Here is a 19,094-nt window from a genome sequence, read left to right on the forward strand (position 1 = left end):
GGGGGGGGGGGGCTCGGGGGGGTGCGGGGGTCGTGCGGGGGTCGTGCGGGCGGGACGTGTGGGAACGTTCCCGCGCCGGGGTCGAGTGTGGCGCTGCCGGGTGAACTCCGGGTGCCTCCGGCGTCGCCGCCGGGTGAACTCCGGGTGCGGTGCTCGCTCTGGTGCGAGGTTCCGTACTCCGTGCCCGCCCTTGAGCCCTGCACCGAGTACGGAACCTCGCACCGTTCGCGCCGCCCCTCGCACCGTGCGAGGTCACCGCGACATCGGTACCCGGGCATTCCGGAGCTTGGCGCGGAACGCGGACTCGTCCCACACGTCCTTCCAGCCGTACCGGATCACACCGCGTACCTCCGGGAAGGAGCGCAAGCGGTCCTCGCGGTACTTCTCCGCGATGACGACGTCCTCCGCCGACCGCCCTCCGCGGAGCCCTGTATCGCGGTACTTCACCTCGCCGTCGAACTCGATCACCACGCCCTGGTCCGGGAGCCAGAAGTCCACGACGATGTCCGGATCGCCCGGGGTGGTGAAGCGTCGTTGCAGCACCGGGGTGGGAGCGCCGTACTCGTCCAGGCGCACCCGGACCAGCGACTCCCCGACCGAGTCAGCGGCTGGGTCCGCGAAACCGACGGACCGCAGAGCCCGGCGCCGGCCCTTCCGTCCCCGCCGCGCGACACCGTCCAGAACGGCGTCGCGGTCCGCGCCGAGGGCGAGGAGCCGGTCGAGGGCCACCACCGCTTCCGTCGTCGGCAAGGTCATGGCGAGGTCCACGGCCGTCCGGTCGAACCCCGTCAGGGTCAGGTCGTCCGCGCGGAATCGCCACGTGCCCGCCATCGACGAGTCGAAGTCGGCGTGCACGACGAACGTCGCGTTGGTCGTCCGCGCATCGCGCCCGGGGCTGGTCAGGTGGACTCGTTCCGGCCACCGGCCTACGTACGGCACACCGATGACCGCCGCCGCCGACAGGTGCGACACGACGAAGCGGGGTCTGATCCGGTCGAGGAGTGATCGCACGAGCACGTGGTGCCGCTGCTCGGGGCGGAGGCTCTTCCACCGCTCGGTGTCGGCGTACCGACCGTGCGCGATGCGGACCAGTTCCCCGGCGCGGGCCCGGACGCGGATCGCCGCGGCCTCGTCCGGCCGTGACTCGTGCGCGACGAGGACCGTGCAGTCGGGGACGGCGGGGAAACGGGGATGAGCAGCCATGCATCGGATGCTGGCGGACACCTCGCACGGTGCGAGTGCAGCCGGATCAGACTGTGGACAGCCGCATCCGTCCACAGTCACAAGCGGATGAATCAGCAGCTGCGAGAATGAGCGGGTGAACGCACGCACCTGGGGTTGGCTCGCAGCCGTCATCGACGTCGTCCTCATCGTCGTCTTCGCGCTCATCGGGCGCTCGTCGCACGGTGAGGCCAACACGGCGCTGGCGCTCTGGACCACCGCCTACCCGTTCCTGGCCGGTTGGGCGATCGGGTACGTGACGAACGGTGCCTGGGCTCGACCGCTGCGCTTCTGGCCGACCGGTGTCGTGGTCTGGGTCCTCACGGTCTTCGTCGGTCTGGCCATCCGCGTCGCCACCGGCCAGGGCGACGTCGACGGCAACCCCCTGCCGATCTCGTTCGTCATCGTCGCGACCATCGTGCTCGGGGTGTTCCTGCTCGGCTGGCGCGCGATCGCCCGCGGTGTGCTCCGGTTCACCGCGTCGCGGTCGCGACGGGACGCCGCAGCGTCCGACGCGTGAACGGCAGCCGCGGTTCCCAGCCGACCATCCTCGACGTCGCCGCACGTGCGGGGGTCTCGAAGTCGGCGGTGAGCCGCGTGCTCTCCGGGACCGGACGGTTCTCGGACGAGACCCGCGAGCGCGTCGAACGAGCGGCAGCCGAGCTCGGGTACGTCGCGAACGCGATGGCTCGCGGGCTGGTCAGCGGTCGCACGAACACGATCGGGATGCTCGTCCGGGATGCATCGTCGATGGTCTACACCGCACTGCACGCCGTGATGGAGCGCCGCGCATCGGAGCTCGGCTACCGCGTCGTCACCACGACGGGCGTCGGTCGGGTCGAGGACGAGAAGTCCGCCCTCGCCGCACTCGTGTCCATGCGCGTCGACGGGCTCGTCGTGTGCAGCGGCCTGATGCCGTCCGCCGACATCGCCGAGTTCGCGCCCCGCATCGCCACCGTCGTCGCGGGTCGGCCCGAGCTGCACCCGGCGCTCTCGAGCGTCTACTGCGACGAGGTCGACGGTGGGGCCTCCATCGCGGACGCCGTCGCCGATGCCGGCCACACCACCGCCGTGGTGTTCACCGTCCCGCTCGACAACGCGATCACGCAGCACGCGCGGTCGTCGGCGATGCTCGAGCGACTCCGAGCACGTGGCATCCGGGTGATCGACATCGACGCGAGCTTCGTGCGGCCACCCGACGACCTCGCCGCTGACCTGGTGGACGCCGTGCAGGAGTCGGGCGTGACCGCGGTGATGTGTCCGACCGACCGGCTGATGCTCGACGTGTGCGAGGCGCTCGCCCGCCGCGGTGTCGAGGTCCCGCGCGACCTCTCCGTCACCGGGTTCGACGGCGTCTACCCGCTGGCGAGCGACTGGATCGGCTTCACAACGCTCCAGCAACCGATCGAACGCATCGGCCGCGAGGCCATCGACCTGGTCATCGGCCGCATCGACGACCCCACGCGCCCGGTCGAGCACCGCTCACTGCGCGGCACCGTGATCCCCGGCCGCACCCTGCTCCCCCGCTGAGTCCGACCCGGCGACCTCGCACCGTGCGAGGCGCCACGCGATCGGTGCGAGGTTCCGTACTCGGTGCGGCCGGACGACCCTCGCACCGATTACGGAACCTCGCACCGAACGCACCCGCGCGCACCCGCGCAGCTGCGCGAGCCCGCGCCTAGAACAACCCGCTGCGCGGCCCGTCCTCCGGCCCGTCGAACCCGCGGAACATGTCCGACACCAGCGCCTCGATCTGCGGCTCCACCAGACGTTCGACCGCCTCGGCGATCCGCGGCCGGTGGTCTATGAGCGCCAGGCACACCGCGGTGCCGGTCGACCGCGCGCACTCGTCGGACAGCGCGATCTCGTGCCGGAGCGCAGCCTTCGCCTCGTCGGACAGCGGCTCACGCGGCGTCTGCTCCCCCGCACCGGTGCCGGCCAGCTCGCCGAGCGTGAACAGGAACGGCGACCCCGGCGACGGCTCGGGGTCCACGTCGAGGCCCTGGAACTCCGGCGACAACCCCTCGGCCGGCTGGTACCCCGCGTGCCGCTTCCGCGCCGCCGCCCGCTCGAGTTCGCGCTGCAGCAGCGGCAGGTTCTTCGCCGTGTAGTCGTCGACGGCGTCCTCGACGATCGTCGAGATCCGGCCGATCAGCGCGTGCTGGACGGCGTGCGGCACGTCGGGTCCGAACCCCGCGGCCGCGGCGATCGGGGACCCGGTGCACTTCCGGCAGATGCGCGTGCGCGGGCGGGCGGTCCCGATCTGCCAGCGCGGCAGCCAGCGCAGCCACAGGTCGACCGCGCCCCGCACGCGACCGTCGATGCCGTCCATCCCTCAACAGTAGGCCTGGAGGCGCGGATCACCCCCGGCACACCGCGCCGGTCGGGCAATCCGCCGGTTCTCAGGCCTGTGGTTCCGTCACGAAGTCGATCAGCTCCTCGACACGGCCGAGCAGCTCCGGCTCGAGGTCGGCGAAGGTGCGCACCTGCCCGAGGATCCGCTGCCATGCCCGGGCGATGTCGGCCTGCTCGGCGTGCGGCCAGCCGAGTGCCTGGCAGATGCCCGCCTTCCACTCGATCGAGCGCGGGATCGTCGGCCACGCCCGCAGCCCGACCCGCGCCGGCTTGACCGACTGCCAGACGTCGACGAACGGGTGCCCGACGACGAGCACGTGCGCGCCCCACTTGCCGCGCATCACGGCGTCGGCGAAACGGGACTCCTTCGACCCGGGCACCAGGTGGTCGACGAGCACCCCGACCCGGCGCTCCCGCGTCGGCTGGAACTCGTCGAGCACCGCGGCCAGGTTGTCGACGCCGGAGAGTTCCTCGACCACGACGCCCTCGACGCGCAGGTCGGCACCCCAGACCTTCTCGACGAGTTCCGCGTCGTGCTTGCCCTCGACCATGATGCGGCTGGGGAGCGCCACCCGAGCACGCTGCGACTCCACGGCGAACGATCCGGACGCGGTGCGGAGGCGACCACCGTCGGACGCCTGCCGCACGGCGGGCGCACCCCCGGGCCTCCAGTCCGCATGGACGGAACCGACGGAACCAGCGGTACCCGCACGGCCAGCGGCACCAGCCCCGACAGCACCCCCGGCAGACCGCCCGACCGGCGCCGACGGCCGCCCCAGCGTCACCAGCTCACCCTCGAGCAGGAACTGCCCGGTGAAGGGGAAGGAGCGCGTGCGGCCCTTCCAGTCCTCGAGCGCGATGTTGCCCGCCTCGAGCCCCACCACGGCACCGGCCCACCCGGAGTCCGGGTCCTCGAGCACCATGTCCCGTTCGAGCGGCACCTGCCGCACCTTCTTCACCCCGCGCGAGCGCCAGTCCCCCGAGAGCACATCGCCGCCGTACCGGTCGTCGTCCACCCGCACGAGGGTACTGTCGACGACGGCCCGGACGACGTCGACCGCGCCGGTTCCCCATCATCTCGACGGAAGGCCCGCCCGTGCGCGCAGCGATCATCCACGCCCCGAACGACATCCGCGTCGAGGAGCGCGACCGACCCGGGCTCCTGTCCGGCAAGGACGTCGTCGTCAAGGTCCTCGCGGCCTGTGTCTGCGGATCGGACCTCTGGCCCTACCGCGGCGTCACCGAGACGAAGCAGCCCCGGCCGATCGGCCACGAGCTCGTCGGCGAGGTCGTCGCCGTCGGTGACGACGTCACCGGCCTGCACGAGGGCGACTTCGTCATCTCCCCCTTCACCATGAACGACGGCACCTGCCAGGCCTGCCGCAACGGCATGACCACCGGCTGCGACCACCTGTCCGGGTTCGGCAGCACGGACGCGTACGGCGACCCCGTCGGTGGCGCACAGGCCGAGTACGTGCGGATCCCGGACGCCGACGCCACGCTCGTCGCGGTCCCCGGTCCGGTCGACCCGGCCCTGGTGCCGTCGCTGCTCACCCTGTCCGACGTCTTCTCGACGGGGCACCACGCCGCAGTGTCGGCAGCGGTCGGACCCGGCAAGACCGTCGTCGTGGTCGGCGACGGCGCGGTCGGCCTGTCCGCCGTGCTCGCCTCGAAGCGGCTCGGTGCGGAACGCATCATCGCGATGAGCCGGCACGCCGACCGTCAGGCGCTCGCCCGCGAGTTCGGTGCCACCGACATCGTGGCGGAGCGCGGCGACGAGGGCGTCGCGGCGGTCCGCGCGCTGCTCGGCGGCGACCTGGCCGACTGCGGCGTCGAGGCCGTCGGCACCGAGGAGAGCATGGACCAGGCGCTGCACTCCGTCCGGCCCGGCGGCAACGTCGGCTTCGTCGGGGTCCCGCACGGGGTGCCGACCATCGGCACGCGCTACCTGTTCGACACGAACATCGCGATCGCGGGCGGCATGGCCCCGGCCCGGAAGTACATCCCCGAGCTGCTGCCCGACGTGCTGTCCGGCGCGATCGACCCCGGTCGCGTCTTCGACCTGGAGCTGCCGCTCGACGAGGCCGCCGAGGCCTACCGCGCGATGGACGAGCGCCGGGCCATCAAGGTGCTGCTGCGCCCGTAGCGGCGCGCGTCGTGGACGCACCGACAGACGGACGGGAGGCCCGTGGCGGCGTCGCCACGGGCCTCCCGTCCGTCGTCTGGTCGCGTCGGACAAGCGGCGGCCCGCCCGCTCAGGCGTCGCGGATCGCCAGCACCCGGTGCGGCGCGGCCGCCTCGGCCCGCCATCCGCCGGGCAGCACGTCGCGGAGTTCGGGCACCGTGAAGCTCCGGCGGATCGACCGCAGGCCGTCGACGCGGATGAACGTCCCCGCCGCCACGAGCGGTGACGCCAGCGCGTAGGCACGGTAGGCCGCCGGCGACCGACGGATGTCCGAGTGCAGGCTGCGCCCGCTCGCGAGCAGTTCGGAGTCGGTCAGGAACCCGCGCCGCTCCTCGTCGCCCAGGTGGTGCAGCACGTGGTTCGACACGACGACGTCGAACCGCTCACCCGCCGCGACCAGGTCACCGCTCGACTGCTGCCGGAACGTCACACCGGTCGGGGACGACCGCCGTGCCGCGGCGATGGCACGTTCGTCCGGGTCGACCCCGACGACCTCGAGGTCGAATCCGTCGCTCGCCGCCCACCGCACCAGCGAGCGGGCCAGGTCGCCGCCGCCGCACCCCAGGTCGAGCACCCGGCCGCGCCCGCTGGCGGGCAGGGCGGGCACGACGTGGGACCGCCAGGCCGCGCGCCAGCCGCTCACGAGCGCGTTCACGACGGCGAATCGTCGGAAGGTGCGCGCGAGGGCGCGCGGGTCGCAGTCCGGGTCGTCCATCAGTTCGGTCAGGTCGAGCGCGCGGGTGCGCAGGTCGACGGCCGGGAGGCCCGTGGTGCCGCCGCCCTGACGGCTCACGCCGCGCCCGTGGTCGCGACGGGCACGCGGGCGGGCGCGACAGCGGATTCCGCCGCGGGTTCCGCCACGGGCTCTGCCGCGGGTTCTGCCGCGGGCGACGCCTCGGTCCGCACAGCGGTGAGCCGCGCGCTCTCGACGGTGAGGCCGGGGCCGAAGGCGAGCGCGACGACGGCGCTGCCGTCCTCGAGGCCGGCGTCGACGGCGTCCCGGAGCACGAAGAGCACGGTGGCGCTCGACATGTTGCCGTGTTCGCGCAGCACCCGCCGGCTCGACTCCATGGCGCTGTCGGGCAGGCCGAGCGACTCCTGGGTGCGGTCGAGGATGGCCCGGCCGCCCGGGTGCACCGCCCACACCGGCACGTCCGACGCGGGCCGGCCGTCGAGCAGCGGTTGCACGGCGCTCGGGACGTGCAGGCCGACGAGCTTCGGCACGGCGGTGGACAGGACCATCTCGAAGCCCTCGTCCCCGATGTTCCACGCCATCTCGGGCGCCCCTTCGGGCACCACGGCCGTCGTGAAGTCGTCGAAGCGCAGACCGGCTCCGTCACGGGCGACGACCGCGGCGGCCGCACCGTCGCCGAAGACGCTGTTCGCGACGATCTGGTCGGGGTCGTTCGAGGCGCGGACGTGCAGGGTGCAGAGTTCACCGCAGACCACGAGCACGACGGCGTCCGGGTCCTGGTCGACGAACGCCGCGGCGATCCGGAGCGCGGGGAACGCGGCGCAGCAGCCCATGAAGCCGATGTGGTGCCGGAAGACGCCCCCGGGGAGCCCGAGCTGCTCGACGACGTCGATGTCGGGACCGGGCTGCGTGAACCCGGTGCACGACACGGTCACCAGGTGCGTGACGGCCTCCGGCGCGATTCCGGCACGTTCGACGGCGTCACGGGCGGCCGCGACGAACAGCGGCGGGGCGAGTTCGCGGTACCGGTCGTTCCGTGAACCGGTGGACGGCGAGCGAAGGGTGCCGTCGTCGTCACGGAAGGCCCCACCGGCACGCGCGGAGTCGAGTTCCTCGAGGACGGTGTGCCGCTGGTCGACCGCCGACCCGTCGAACGCGGCAGGGACGAGCCGTCTGCCGAGCCGCCCGAGGTCGGGTTGGGCGGAGAACAGGTCACGCACCCGGGGCTGGTCGAGGGTCGTCTCGGGGACGGCGGTTCCGATGGCGCGGATCGTTGCGGACACGACTCATCCTGTCACCGGGTCGCTGACGCGTCCCCAGGATGCACACGGCAACGGGACGCACGGCGACGGGACGCACGGAGGGCACGGCACGACCGGTGCCGTGCCCTCCGTGGTGGGACCGCCTAGGACTGCTGCGCGCGCTCCAGCACGAGTTCCCGCACGCGTGCGGCGTCGGCCTGGCCCTTCATGGCCTTCATGACCGCGCCGATGATCGCGCCGGCCGCCTGGACCTTGCCGTCCTGGATCTTCGCCAGCACGTCGGGCTGCGCCGCGAGTGCTTCGTCGACCGCGGCGGTCAGTGCGGAGTCGTCCGAGACGACCTTCAGCCCGCGGGCCTCGACGACCTGCGCCGGCGAGCCCTCGCCCGCGATGACGCCCTCGAGCACCTGGCGTGCCAGTCGGTCGGTCAGGTCGCCGGACTCGACGAGCGCGATGACCTCGGCGACGTGCTTCGGCGACACCAGGTCACCGGGGGCGGCGTCCTGCGCGTTGGCGACGCGGCTGATCTCACCGGTCCACCACTTGCGGGCGGCCTGTGGTGCGGCGCCGGCGGCGACGGTGCCCTCGACCTCGTCGAGCAGCCCGCCGTTCACGACGTCCTGGAACTCCAGGTCGGCGAAGCCCCAGTCACCCTTCAGGCGACGGCGACGTGCGACCGGAGCCTCGGGCAGCGAGGCACGGAGCTCCGCGATGACGGCCGGGTCCGGCACGACGGGCAGCAGGTCGGGCTCCGGGAAGTACCGGTAGTCGTCGGCGTCCGACTTCGGACGACCGGCCGAGGTGCGGCCGGTGTCCTCGTGCCAGTGGCGGGTCTCCTGCGTGATCGTGCCACCGGCGGCGAGGATCGCGGCCTGACGCTGGATCTCGTAGCGGATCGCACGCTCGACGGCGCGGAACGAGTTGACGTTCTTGGTCTCGGTTCGGGTGCCGAGCTTCTCCTGCCCGCGGGGGCGCAGCGAGATGTTCGCGTCGCACCGCAGGTTGCCGCGCTCCATGCGGGCTTCGGAGACACCGAGCGCCCGAACGAGGTCGCGGATGACCTGCACGTAGGCGGCACCGAGCTCGGGGGCACGGTGCTCGGCGCCGAAGATCGGCTTCGTGACGATCTCGACCAGGGGCACACCGGCACGGTTGTAGTCGACGAGCGAGTACTCGGCACCCTGGATGCGGCCGGTGGCACCACCGACGTGCGTCAGCTTGCCGGCGTCCTCTTCCATGTGGGCGCGCTCGATCGGGATGTTGTAGATCGTCCCGTCGGCGAGCTCGACCTCGACCTCGCCCTCGTAGGCGATGGGCTCGTCGTACTGCGAGACCTGGTAGTTCTTCGGGTTGTCCGGGTAGAAGTAGTTCTTCCGGGCGAACCGCGAGGACTCGGCGATCGAGCAGCCGAGCGCGAGCCCGAGCTGGATCGAGTACCGCACGGCCTGTGCGTTCACGACCGGCAGCGACCCGGGCAGCCCGAGGTCGACCGGGGTGACGTTCGTGTTGGGCTCGCCGCCGAAGAAGTTCGGGGCGTCCGAGAACATCTTGGTCTTCGTCGCGAGTTCGACGTGGACCTCGAAGCCGAGCACCGGCTCGTAGCGCTCGAGCGCCTCGTCGAAGTCCATCAGCGCGTCCTTCTGCGCCATCAGATCACACCTTCCTGCGCAGCGGACTGCTGACTCTGGTCGAGGTCCGGGACCGACGCGATGAGCGGCGCGCCCCACTGCTGTTCGAGCAGACGCTCGAGGGCGGCACCGTAGCGGTACAGCCGGGCGTCCTCACGCTGGGGCGCCATCAGCTGCACGCCGACGGGCAGGCCGTCCTCGGGCGCGAGGCCGTTCGGGATGCTCATGCCGGGGACGCCGGCGAGGTTCGCCGGGATCGTCGTGAGGTCGTTGAGGTACATCGCCAGCGGGTCGTCGATGCGCTCACCGATCGGGAACGCGGTCGTCGGCGCCGACGGGCTGACGAGCAGGTCGACCTGCTCGAAGGCGGCCTGGAAGTCCCGCTGCACGAGCGTGCGGACCTTCTGCGCCGAGCCGTAGTAGGCGTCGTAGTAGCCGGCGCTCAGGGCGTAGGTGCCGAGGATGATGCGCCGCTTGACCTCGGGGCCGAAGCCGGCTTCACGCGTGGCGGCCATGACGTCCTCGACGGTGGCACCGTTCTCGGGCGTGACCCGGAGGCCGAAGCGCACCGAGTCGAACTTGGCGAGGTTCGACGACGCCTCGGCCGGGAGGATCAGGTAGTACGCGCTGATCGCGTACGCGAACGACGGGGCGTCGATCTCGACGACGACCGCACCGGCCGACTCGAGCAGCGCGACCGTCTCCTGGAAGCGCTGGGTGACCCCGGCCTGGAACCCGTCGCCCCCGGCGAGTTCCTTCACCACGCCGACGCGCAGGCCGCGGAGCGTGTCCGCCTGCAGCCCTTCACGTGCGGCGGCGGCCATCGAGGGCCAGGCGTCCGGGATGGACGTGGAGTCCTTCGGGTCGTGCCCGCCGATGACGTCGTGCAGGAGCGCGGCGTCGAGGACGGTGCGGGACACCGGGCCGATCTGGTCGAGGCTGGACGCCAGGGCGATGGCGCCGTAGCGGCTCACCCCGCCGTAGGTCGGCTTCACACCGACCGTGCCCGTCACGGCACCCGGCTGGCGGATGGAGCCACCCGTGTCCGAACCGAGGGCGAAGGGTGCTTCGTGCGCGGCGACCGCAGCGGCCGAACCACCGCCGGACCCGCCGGGGATCCGGTCGAGGTCCCACGGGTTGCGGGTCGGACCGTAGGCCGAGAACTCGGTGGTCGAGCCCATCGCGAACTCGTCCATGTTGGTCTTGCCGAGCGGCACGAGGCCGGCGGCGCGGAGTTTCGCGACGGGGGTGGCGTCGTACGGCGGCACCCAGCCCTCGAGGATCCTGGACCCGGCGGTCGTGGGCATGTCCTGCGTGCACAGGACGTCCTTGACGGCGATCGGCACACCGGCGAGCGGCCCGAGGTCGTCGCCCGCGGCACGGCGGGAGTCGATCGACTTCGCCACCGCCAGGGCGTTCTGGTTGACGTGCAGGAACGCGTGCACGTCGCCGTCGACGGCGGCGATCCGGTCGAGGTGGGCCTGGGTGGCCTCGACGCTCGAGACGTCGCGCGCCACGAGGGCGTCGGCGAGCGCCGCGGCGCTCAGCTTCGTGATGTCGTCAGTCACTGTTCTTCGCCCTACTGTTCTTCGCCGAGGATGGCGGTCACGCGGAACCGTTCGCCGTCGGAGTCGGGCGCCCCGGAGAGCGCCTGCTCCTGCGTCAGCGTCGTGCCGACCACGTCGGGTCGGGTGACGTTGCCGAGCGGCACGGGGTGGCTCGTCGCCGGGACGTCGTCGGTCGCGACCTCGGCGACCTTGGCGACGCTCTCGACGATGTGCGACAGCTCCCCGGTCAGCTTCTCGATCTCGTCGGGCGTGAGTGCGATACGTGCGAGGTTCGCCAGGTGTGCGACCTGCTCGCTCGTGATGTCAGGCATGGTGCTCCGTCGATCGGTTCGTGGAATGCCCCACAGTCTATTGGCTGCGTCGGGCGCGCAGGCGCGGCTGTGGACAACCCCCTGGAGGCCCGGTGCCGGTCCGCCGGACCGGCACCGGGCCTCCAGGGGGTCAGCGGGTCACTTCCCGTTCTGGCCCCTCGCAGCCGGTGCGGCCGGGGCCACCGTCGCGGCGGGCGCCGGTGCAGCCGGGGCAGCGGGTGCAGCCGGAGCGGCAGGCGCTGCCGGAGCAGCCGTCGGCGTCGTCTGGTCGTCCTGCGCCGTCCCCTGCCCCGGCGAGGACCCCGACGACGACGACGAAGAAGAAGAAGAAGACGACGACTTGCTCGCCTGCCCGATCATCGCCTGGCTCGGCGCCGGCAGCGCTCCCCCGCCGACGGTCTGGTCCAGGTACGCCATCATCGACTTCCCGACCCCGAACTTCGCGCTGTACCCGGTGGTGCCCTGCAGGAACGGCCAGTTCGCCAGGCTCACGCTCCCCTGCACGTTGCCGACCCAGGTGGCGTTCGTGTACTTCGTCGACGACGCGACCAGCCAGTTCTGCACGTCGCCGTCGGTGGTGCCGGTCTTCGCGAACTTCGCCACGCTGTCCCCGGGGTTCGCACTCGCCGCGGTGCCCGAACCGGACAGGACGCCCTGCAGCGCGTAGTCGACCGTGCCCGCGACGTCCGCCGAGACGCCCTGCGTGCAGGACGACGGCGTCGGGGTGATCTTCGTGCCGTCCGCCTCGGTCACCGAGTCGATCGCGGTGGGCGTGCACACGATGCCGCCGTTGGCGAAGCCCGCGTAGGCCTCGGCCAGGTCGATCGGTGACAGCTCGTTCACGCCGAGGATCGAGGACGGCGTCTGCGTCAGGTCACCGCCGTCGGCGCGGTGGATGCCCATCGACTGCGCGAGCTGGGCGATCTTGCACAGGTCGAGCTGCTTCCCCATCTGGGCGTACGCGGTGTTGATCGACTCGACCGTCGCCGCCTCGACCGACATCGACGACGGCACGCTCTCGGCGTTGGCGACGTTCCAGGTGCCACCCGCGACGTTCTGGCAGCTGTTGGTGAACTCGGCGTTCTCGAACTGGTGCTCCGAGGTGGTGACCGAGTCGGACAGGGTGTGCCCGCTGGCGAGCCACTCGGCCAGGGTGAACACCTTGTAGGTCGAGCCGGTCTGGAACCCGCCCGAGTTGCCGTACGCGGAGTCGGCGCTGTAGTTCACCGCCGTGGCTCCGGCCGCCGCGTTGTCCCCCTGCGTGTACGTGGTGTTCTGGACCATCGACATGATCCGGCCGGTGCCGGGCTCCACGGTGACGTTCGAGCCACCGACGTCGACGCCGGCCATCGTGGCCGGCACGTAGGTGGACAGGGCGGACTGTGCCTGGTCCTGCAGGTCGAGGTCGAGCGAGGTGTGGATCTGCAGGCCCTTGGTGTCGAGCGTGGCGATGCGTGCTGCCGCGGTCTTGCCGAACGCGGGGTCCTGCAGCACCTGGTCGCGGACGTAGTCGCAGAAGTAGCCGGCGTCGTGGTTCGTCGCGGCGGTCGAGCACCCGTTGGCCGTCTCGGTGATCTTCGGAGTGACCGGCGTCGCGATCGCCTTCGTCATCTGTGCCTTCGTGATCGACCCGTGCGCCTGCATCCGGCGGAGCACGTAGTCGCGGCGCTCCTTCGTCAGCTCGTACCCGTTGGCCTTGCCGTTGTCCTTGTCGCTCGGCACGTCGATGCGCAGGTTCGACGGGTTGTTGAGGATCGCGACGAGCGTGGCCGACTGCACGAGCGACAGGTCCTTCGCGTGCACGCCGAAGTAGTGCTCGGCCCCGGCCTCGGCCCCGTAGACCCGCCCGCCGAGCCCGACGATGTTGAGGTACCCGGTCAGGATCTCGTCCTTCGAGTACTTCTTGTTCACCGCGATCGCGTACCGCATCTCCTGCAGCTTGCGCTGCGGCGTGACGCCGGCCGCGTCCTCGTAGCAGGTTTCGACCTTCTTCTCGGTGGCGGCCTGGTCCTTGCCCGTGAGCTCCTCGCACTGCTGCACCAGGACGTTCTTCACGTACTGCTGCGTGATGCTCGAGCCGCCCTGCACGTCCCCGCCGACGACGGTCGCGGCGACCCCGCGGAGCGTCCCGAGCACGTCGATGCCGCCCTCGTCGTAGTAGCGCGGGTCCTCGGTGTCGATCGCCGCCTGCTTGAGCGAGTCGGCCATCTGGTCGGCCGTCACGTTCGTGCGGTTCTCGGCGTAGAACGAGGCGATCTTGACCTGCTTCCCGCCCTGCTCCGCGTACACGGACGACACCTGCTGCGGGGTCTGCACGTCGAGGTAGGTCGGCAGGTCCTCGAAGAACGAGACCGCCCCGGACGTCCCCTCACCCGCGACGGCGACCGCCGGGGTCACCGCGACGGCGACGAGCATGCCGGCGAGCACGGACATCACCACGAACATCAGGAGAGCACCAGGCCATCGCACCACACGCATGACGGCACCGTAGGCAGCAGGGCTGTACTGGTTCTGCCCTGGAACGAGTGCAGGCTGCGGTCGCGTTCAGGTTGCCACCCAGCCCGTTCCGAGGACGGGTCGCGATCCGCGCGGGCGCACCGATCCGGCCGGGAGGCCCGCAACGGCTCCGCCACGTCGGCCGCCGGTCACGATCGGGTCACGTCCACCGCGTCGCCACGACCGGCGGGTCCGCCCGGTCGGTCAGGGCCGGCCGACCACCGCCCGCCGGTCACGGCCGGTCAGTCACGGGGCTGCAGGTCCTGCGGGCGCACGAGGTACATGTCCGGCGTGGCGCCGACGATGCCGTCACCACCCGACTTGCCGCGTCGGACCTGCTCGCGCACCAGGTCGCCGCGGCCGATGCCGATCAGGGCGACGTCGTGCAGCGATGCCGTGCCCGGCTTGAGGTAGTCGTTGTGGCCCACGGGGCGGCGGAACACGTCACCGGCCGACAGCGCATCGGCACCCCCGGCCAGGTCGAGCACGGTCGACCCGAACGACGCCCCGCCCGGATCGGTGCCGAAGTACCCGGAGCCCGCGATGGGGTCGCTGTGCGCGCCGCCGACGAACACCTGCCCGGTGGCGACGGCGAGGTCGGCCGCCGTCCGGACGTCGCTGCCCGGCGATCCGAGCACGGTCAGGGTGTCGGCGGTCATCCGACCGGACGCCAGGGCCGTCATCGCCGTGGTCGACCCGTACGAGTGCGCGACGATGTTCACCCGCGGTTGGTCGCCCGCGCGGATCACGCGCAGCCCTGCGACGGTCCGTTCGAGCCGCTCCGCCCCGGTCCGTGCGAGCCCGAGCGACAGGATGTTGGACAGGTCCGGCGTCCGGTACCCCATCCACGCGACGACGGCGGCTCCCGACCCGTTGCCCGTGGCGGCGAGCGGCGCCAGGGTGGCCTGCTCACGGGACAGGTCGTTGGCGGTGTTCGTGAAGTCGGTCATCTGCCCGGTGACCGTGAAGAACATGCCCGGCACCACGACGGTGACGTCGGCCGCGGTGTCGAGGTTGCCGATGCTGATCGCCGCACGCCCGGAACCCCGGGTGTCGAGCGCCACCAGGAAGCGCCGCGGGTCGCCGGCTTGCTGCAGCAGGGAGTCCCGGACCTGCCCGAGCATCGCGGCCCGGGCTGCACCGAGGTCGGCGTCGGCGAGGCCGGACGTCAGCGTCGCACGGTTGGCCTGGTCACGGACCGCGTACGGCACGCCCTCGAGGTTCCCGACCAGGGCGGGCGCGTGCGCGAGGAGGCTGTCCTGCTCGTCGGCGGGCAGGTGCGACCACCACTGCGCGACGGTCTGCGCGGGCGGCGGGTCGTCCTGCACCGTCGCCACGACGCCGCGGTCGGTGGCCGCGCTCCGCAGGTCGGCGGCACCGAGCGCACCGAGGTCCTCGACGAAGGCTCGTCCGTGTGCGGCGGCGAGGTCGTCGACCCGCACCGCGGTCGTCGACGACGCCGCTGCCGCCACCGGCGTCGCCACGGGAGCCGACACGGATGCCGACGCCGACACGGACGCCGACGAGAGCACGTCGTCGACCGGGACGATGCGGGTCGTGGCGGTGCTGGCGACCGTGACCTGGTGCGCCGGGGGCATGCCTGGGGCCTCGATCACTCCGAGCGAGTGCACCGAGGCGGTGAGCAGAGCCGCAGCGATGAGCAGCATTCGGGTCTCCCCCGGGAAGGCCGTCCCGACGTCCCCCTGCAGACGACGGGTGATGCTCGGTCGAGTCTATGGAGATGTCCGCGGATCATCCATGCGCGATGCAACTTGTCCCCCGAACTGGGCGCGTTCGGCGGCGCGCCGCGCTCAGCGGATGCGACCGGGCGTGCTGCGCGCCCCGGTCGGTCCTCGGTCCTCAGTCCTCGGTCGTCGGCGCTTCCGGTTCGGCGAGCGCCGCGGGACCCTCGGTCACGAGCAGGTGGAACTGCTCGGCGTCGATGATCCGGACGCCCAGCTGCTCGGCCTTCGTGAGCTTCGAACCGGCGCCCGGACCGGCGGCCACGAAGTCGGTCTTCTTGCTCACGCTCGAGGCCGCCTTGCCACCGGCGGTGATGATCGCCTCCTGTGCACCTTCGCGCGTGTAGCCCTCGAGTGACCCGGTCGCGACGACGGTGACGCCGGTCAGCACGCCGCCCTCGACGTCGGCGCTGCCCGGGCCGGGGTGGCCCGGGGTGGTGAACTGCACGCCGGCCGCGGTCCAGCGGTCGATGATCTCGCGGTGCCAGTCGACGTCGAACCAGGCGAGCAGCGCGTCGGCGATGATCCCGCCGACCCCGTCTACGGCGGCGAGTTCCTCGCGCGATGCCGACCGGATCGCGTCGAGGGACCCGAAGTGGTTCGCCAGGGCTCGGGCGGCGACGGGTCCGACGTGGCGGATGCTCAGGCCGACCAGGATCCGCCACAGGGGCTTCGTCTTCGCGGCGTCGATGTTCGCGAGCATCTCGAACGCGTTCTTCGACGGGTAGCGGCTCGGCTCACCGGTGTAGTCGGCGCCGCGTGCCTCGGGGTCGAACGGCGGGTCGGTCTTCTTGCGCGCCCGGCTGAACGGCGTGACGCGCTTCGGGGTGCCGTCGTCGTCCACCTTCTCCATGCCGGTCTCGGCGTCGCGGACGATGACCTCGATCGGGACGATGTCCTGCATCGTCAGGTCGAACAGTCCGGCCTCGGTGACGAGCGGCGGGGTCTCCGGGCGAAGCGGCTGCGTGAGCGCCGCGGCCGCGACCTCGCCGAGCCCCTCGATGTCGAGCGACCCGCGCGAGGCGATGTGCTCGACCCGACCGCGCACCTGCGCCGGGCAGCTCTTCGCGTTCGGGCAGCGCAGGTCGATGTCGCCTTCCTTCGCGGGGGCGAGCTCGGTGCCGCACTCGGGGCAGTTCGTCGGCATCACGAACTCGCGCTCGGAGCCGTCACGGAGCTCGACCACCGGGCCGAGCACCTCGGGGATGACGTCGCCGGCCTTCCGCAGCACGACGGTGTCGCCGATCAGCACGCCCTTCGCCTTGACGACCTGCTGGTTGTGCAATGTGGCCTGGCGGACGACGGACCCGGCGACCTCGGCCGGGGCCATCACCGCGAACGGGGTGGCACGGCCGGTGCGGCCGACGCTGACCACGATGTCGGTGAGCGTCGTGTGCACTTCTTCCGGCGGGTACTTGTAGGCGATCGCCCACCGCGGCGCCCGCGACGTCGACCCGAGTTCCTCGTGCAGGGCGAGGTCGTCGACCTTCACGACGACGCCGTCGATCTGGTGCTCGACCGACGAACGGCGCTCCCCCGTGGTCCGGACGAAGCCGTTGACCTCGTCGATGGTGTCGAACACCCGGTAGTGGCTGCTCGTCGGGAGTCCCCAGGTCTGCAGCAGCTCGTACACCTCGGACTGGCTGCGGACGTCGGTGCCCTGCTCGAGTTCGCGGACGGGCCACGCACCGATGCCGTGCACGAGCATCCGCAGACGCCGCAGCCGGTCGACCATCAGTGCCCGCTTCGCCTCGGACTTGCCCTCTTCCTTCTGGCGGAGGGACCCGGCGGCGGCGTTGCGGGGGTTGGCGAACACGCGCTCCCCCGCCTCGCGCTGGTTGGCGTTGAGCTCGTCGAACTCGGCGACCGGGAAGAAGATCTCGCCCCGGACCTCGACCAGGGGCGGGTGACCGGTGCCCGACAGGCGGTCCGGGATCGTGCCCATGGTGCGCACGTTGCCGGTGACGTCCTCGCCGACCACGCCGTCACCCCGGGTGGCGGCGGAGACGAGCCGACCGTGCTCGTACCGCAGGTTGATGGCCAGGCCGTCGATCTTCAGCTCGGTCAGGAACCGCACCCGCTCGGCACCGGCGTCCCGCTGCACCTTGAGGGCCCACTCGGTGAGCTCGTCGGGGCTGAAGACGTTGTCGAGCGAGAGCATGCGCTCGGCGTGCTCGACCGGCGCGAACTGCGTCGTCTGCGCCTGCCCGCCGACCGTCTGCGTCGGGCTGTCGGGCGTCAGGAGTTCCGGGAACCGCCGTTCGATCGCGTCGAGGCGGTGCACCAGGGCGTCGTAGTCGGCGTCCGACAGGGGCGAGGCGTTGCCCTCGTAGTAGTCGTGGCGCAGCTCGGTGACGCGGGCGCGCAACCGGTCGACCTCGCGCGCGGCCTGGGCGGCGTCGAGCCCGTCGGGGTCGATGGTCTCGAACGTCGCGTCGGTCTCGCTCATGGCATCAGTTCTACCGTGCACCACCGACGCGGCGTGCAGCGAGCGTGTGCCCCGGGAGCGGCGGGGTCAGGCGTCGACGGGGACGGCGCTGACCGTGGTGTCGATCGTGCACTGGCCGAGCACCCGCGTGCCGACGTAGACCACGGCCGTCTGGCCGGGAGCGACCCCGTGCAGCGGCTCGTCGACGTCGATCACGAGCACGTCGTCCTGCACTCGGGCCGTCGCGGGCACCGGGTCGGCGTGCGCGCGGATCTGCACGTCGCAGGCGAACGGCGTCGCGGGGTCGGCCGGGGCCGTGCCCGCCCAGGTGAACCGTGAGCCGGACATCGAGGTGACGGCGAGGGCCTCCTTCGGGCCGACGACGACGGTGTTGTCCTTCGGGCGGATCTCGAGCACGAACCGGGGCTTGCCGTCCGGTGCCGGGCGACCGAGGGCCAGGCCGCGGCGCTGTCCGACGGTGTAGCCGGTGGCGCCCTCGTGCGAGCCGACGACCGTGCCGTCACGCTCGACGACCTCGCCGGGCGCGGTGCCGACGCGGTCCGCCAGCCAGCCGCGGGTGTCGCCGTCCGGGATGAAGCAGATGTCGTAGGAGTCCGGCTTCTGGGCGACCGTCAGCCCGCGCTCGGCGGCCTCGGCCCGGACCTCGTCCTTCGACGGCGTCGCGCCGAGCGGGAACATCGCGTGCTGCAGCTGCTCGGCGGTCAGGACGCCGAGCACGTACGACTGGTCCTTCGCCCACGCGGCCGACCGGTGCAGCTCGCGGGAGCCGTCCGGACCGGTGACGATCGACGCGTAGTGCCCGGTCGCGACGGCGTCGAAGCCCAGGGCCAGTGCCTTCTCGAGCAGCGCCGCGAACTTGATCCGCTCGTTGCAGCGCATGCAGGGGTTCGGGGTGCGGCCGGCCTGGTACTCGGCCACGAAGTCGTCGACGACGTCCTCCTTGAACCGGGCCGAGAAGTCCCACACGTAGTACGGGATCCCGAGGGCCGACGCGGCGCGCTGGGCGTCCATCGAGTCCTCGATGGTGCAGCACCCGCGGCTGCCGGTGCGCAGGGTGCCGGGCATCCGGCTCAGGGCCAGGTGCACACCCACCACGTCGTGGCCGGCGTCGACCGCCCGGGCCGCGGCCACCGCCGAGTCGACACCACCGCTCATCGCCGCAAGAACACGCATGCCTCCAGGG

Annotated in this window: 15 protein-coding genes; 3 read left to right on the plus strand and 12 right to left on the minus strand. The window is 72.0% G+C overall.

Annotation, left to right across the window (positions count from 1 at the left end):
- Positions 1 to 252: 252 nt before the first annotated feature.
- The gene (locus tag DEJ02_RS11730) at positions 253 to 1,203 is read right to left on the minus strand and encodes a hypothetical protein (RefSeq protein ID WP_111033205.1); all 951 of its coding nucleotides are present in this window, start codon (positions 1,201 to 1,203) and stop codon (positions 253 to 255) included.
- A gap of 115 nt (positions 1,204 to 1,318) precedes the next feature.
- Here DEJ02_RS11730 and DEJ02_RS11735 point away from each other — a divergent pair, with 115 nt between their 5' ends.
- Entirely contained in the window at positions 1,319 to 1,741 is a 423-nt protein-coding gene (locus DEJ02_RS11735; protein ID WP_258378724.1) for a DUF3054 domain-containing protein, read from the plus strand.
- Positions 1,738 to 2,751 (plus strand): LacI family DNA-binding transcriptional regulator, encoded by a 1,014-nt coding sequence (locus DEJ02_RS11740; RefSeq protein WP_111033207.1) that lies wholly within the window; start codon positions 1,738 to 1,740, stop codon positions 2,749 to 2,751. Before DEJ02_RS11735 ends, DEJ02_RS11740 begins: the two co-directional genes overlap by 4 nt.
- A 148-nt stretch (positions 2,752 to 2,899) precedes the next feature.
- Here DEJ02_RS11740 and DEJ02_RS11745 read toward each other — a convergent pair whose 3' ends face one another.
- On the minus strand, positions 2,900 to 3,553 hold the full coding sequence (locus DEJ02_RS11745; RefSeq protein ID WP_017886998.1) for a hypothetical protein: 654 nt from the start codon (positions 3,551 to 3,553) through the stop codon (positions 2,900 to 2,902).
- A gap of 70 nt (positions 3,554 to 3,623) precedes the next feature.
- Complete coding sequence (locus tag DEJ02_RS11750) at positions 3,624 to 4,592, minus strand: DUF3097 domain-containing protein (RefSeq protein ID WP_111033208.1); 969 nt, start codon at positions 4,590 to 4,592, stop codon at positions 3,624 to 3,626.
- 80 nt (positions 4,593 to 4,672) lie between these two features.
- Here DEJ02_RS11750 and DEJ02_RS11755 point away from each other — a divergent pair, with 80 nt between their 5' ends.
- Complete coding sequence (locus tag DEJ02_RS11755; protein ID WP_111029525.1) at positions 4,673 to 5,722, plus strand: zinc-dependent alcohol dehydrogenase family protein; 1,050 nt, start codon at positions 4,673 to 4,675, stop codon at positions 5,720 to 5,722.
- A gap of 109 nt (positions 5,723 to 5,831) precedes the next feature.
- On the opposite strand, the gene DEJ02_RS11760 is transcribed toward DEJ02_RS11755, so the two are convergent.
- The 9 genes from DEJ02_RS11760 to mnmA form a co-directional block, all read right to left on the minus strand.
- A complete protein-coding gene (locus DEJ02_RS11760) occupies positions 5,832 to 6,554 on the minus strand; it encodes a methyltransferase domain-containing protein (protein WP_111033209.1) in 723 nt (240 codons plus the stop codon).
- A complete protein-coding gene (locus DEJ02_RS11765; protein ID WP_111033210.1) occupies positions 6,551 to 7,738 on the minus strand; it encodes a type III polyketide synthase in 1,188 nt (395 codons plus the stop codon). Before DEJ02_RS11765 ends, DEJ02_RS11760 begins: the two co-directional genes overlap by 4 nt.
- A 122-nt stretch (positions 7,739 to 7,860) precedes the next feature.
- A complete protein-coding gene (gene gatB / locus DEJ02_RS11770; protein WP_035807593.1) occupies positions 7,861 to 9,366 on the minus strand; it encodes an Asp-tRNA(Asn)/Glu-tRNA(Gln) amidotransferase subunit GatB in 1,506 nt (501 codons plus the stop codon).
- Positions 9,366 to 10,913 (minus strand): Asp-tRNA(Asn)/Glu-tRNA(Gln) amidotransferase subunit GatA, encoded by a 1,548-nt coding sequence (gene gatA / locus DEJ02_RS11775; RefSeq protein WP_027464607.1) that lies wholly within the window; start codon positions 10,911 to 10,913, stop codon positions 9,366 to 9,368. Before gatA ends, gatB begins: the two co-directional genes overlap by 1 nt.
- A gap of 11 nt (positions 10,914 to 10,924) precedes the next feature.
- Entirely contained in the window at positions 10,925 to 11,224 is a 300-nt protein-coding gene (gene gatC, locus DEJ02_RS11780; RefSeq protein WP_017887005.1) for an Asp-tRNA(Asn)/Glu-tRNA(Gln) amidotransferase subunit GatC, read from the minus strand.
- 138 nt (positions 11,225 to 11,362) lie between these two features.
- Positions 11,363 to 13,702, minus strand: coding sequence for a transglycosylase domain-containing protein (locus DEJ02_RS11785; protein WP_111033211.1), 2,340 nt, complete (start codon positions 13,700 to 13,702; stop codon positions 11,363 to 11,365).
- Positions 13,703 to 13,962: 260 nt separating this feature from the next.
- Complete coding sequence (locus tag DEJ02_RS11790) at positions 13,963 to 15,387, minus strand: alpha/beta hydrolase (RefSeq protein WP_111033212.1); 1,425 nt, start codon at positions 15,385 to 15,387, stop codon at positions 13,963 to 13,965.
- 193 nt (positions 15,388 to 15,580) lie between these two features.
- Entirely contained in the window at positions 15,581 to 17,911 is a 2,331-nt protein-coding gene (ligA, locus tag DEJ02_RS11795) for an NAD-dependent DNA ligase LigA (RefSeq protein WP_111033213.1), read from the minus strand.
- 66 nt (positions 17,912 to 17,977) lie between these two features.
- Entirely contained in the window at positions 17,978 to 19,084 is a 1,107-nt protein-coding gene (gene mnmA, locus DEJ02_RS11800) for a tRNA 2-thiouridine(34) synthase MnmA (RefSeq protein ID WP_031259645.1), read from the minus strand.
- Positions 19,085 to 19,094: the final 10 nt, after the last annotated feature.

The organism is Curtobacterium sp. MCLR17_042, assembly GCF_003234695.1.
Lineage (GTDB): Bacteria > Actinomycetota > Actinomycetes > Actinomycetales > Microbacteriaceae > Curtobacterium > Curtobacterium flaccumfaciens.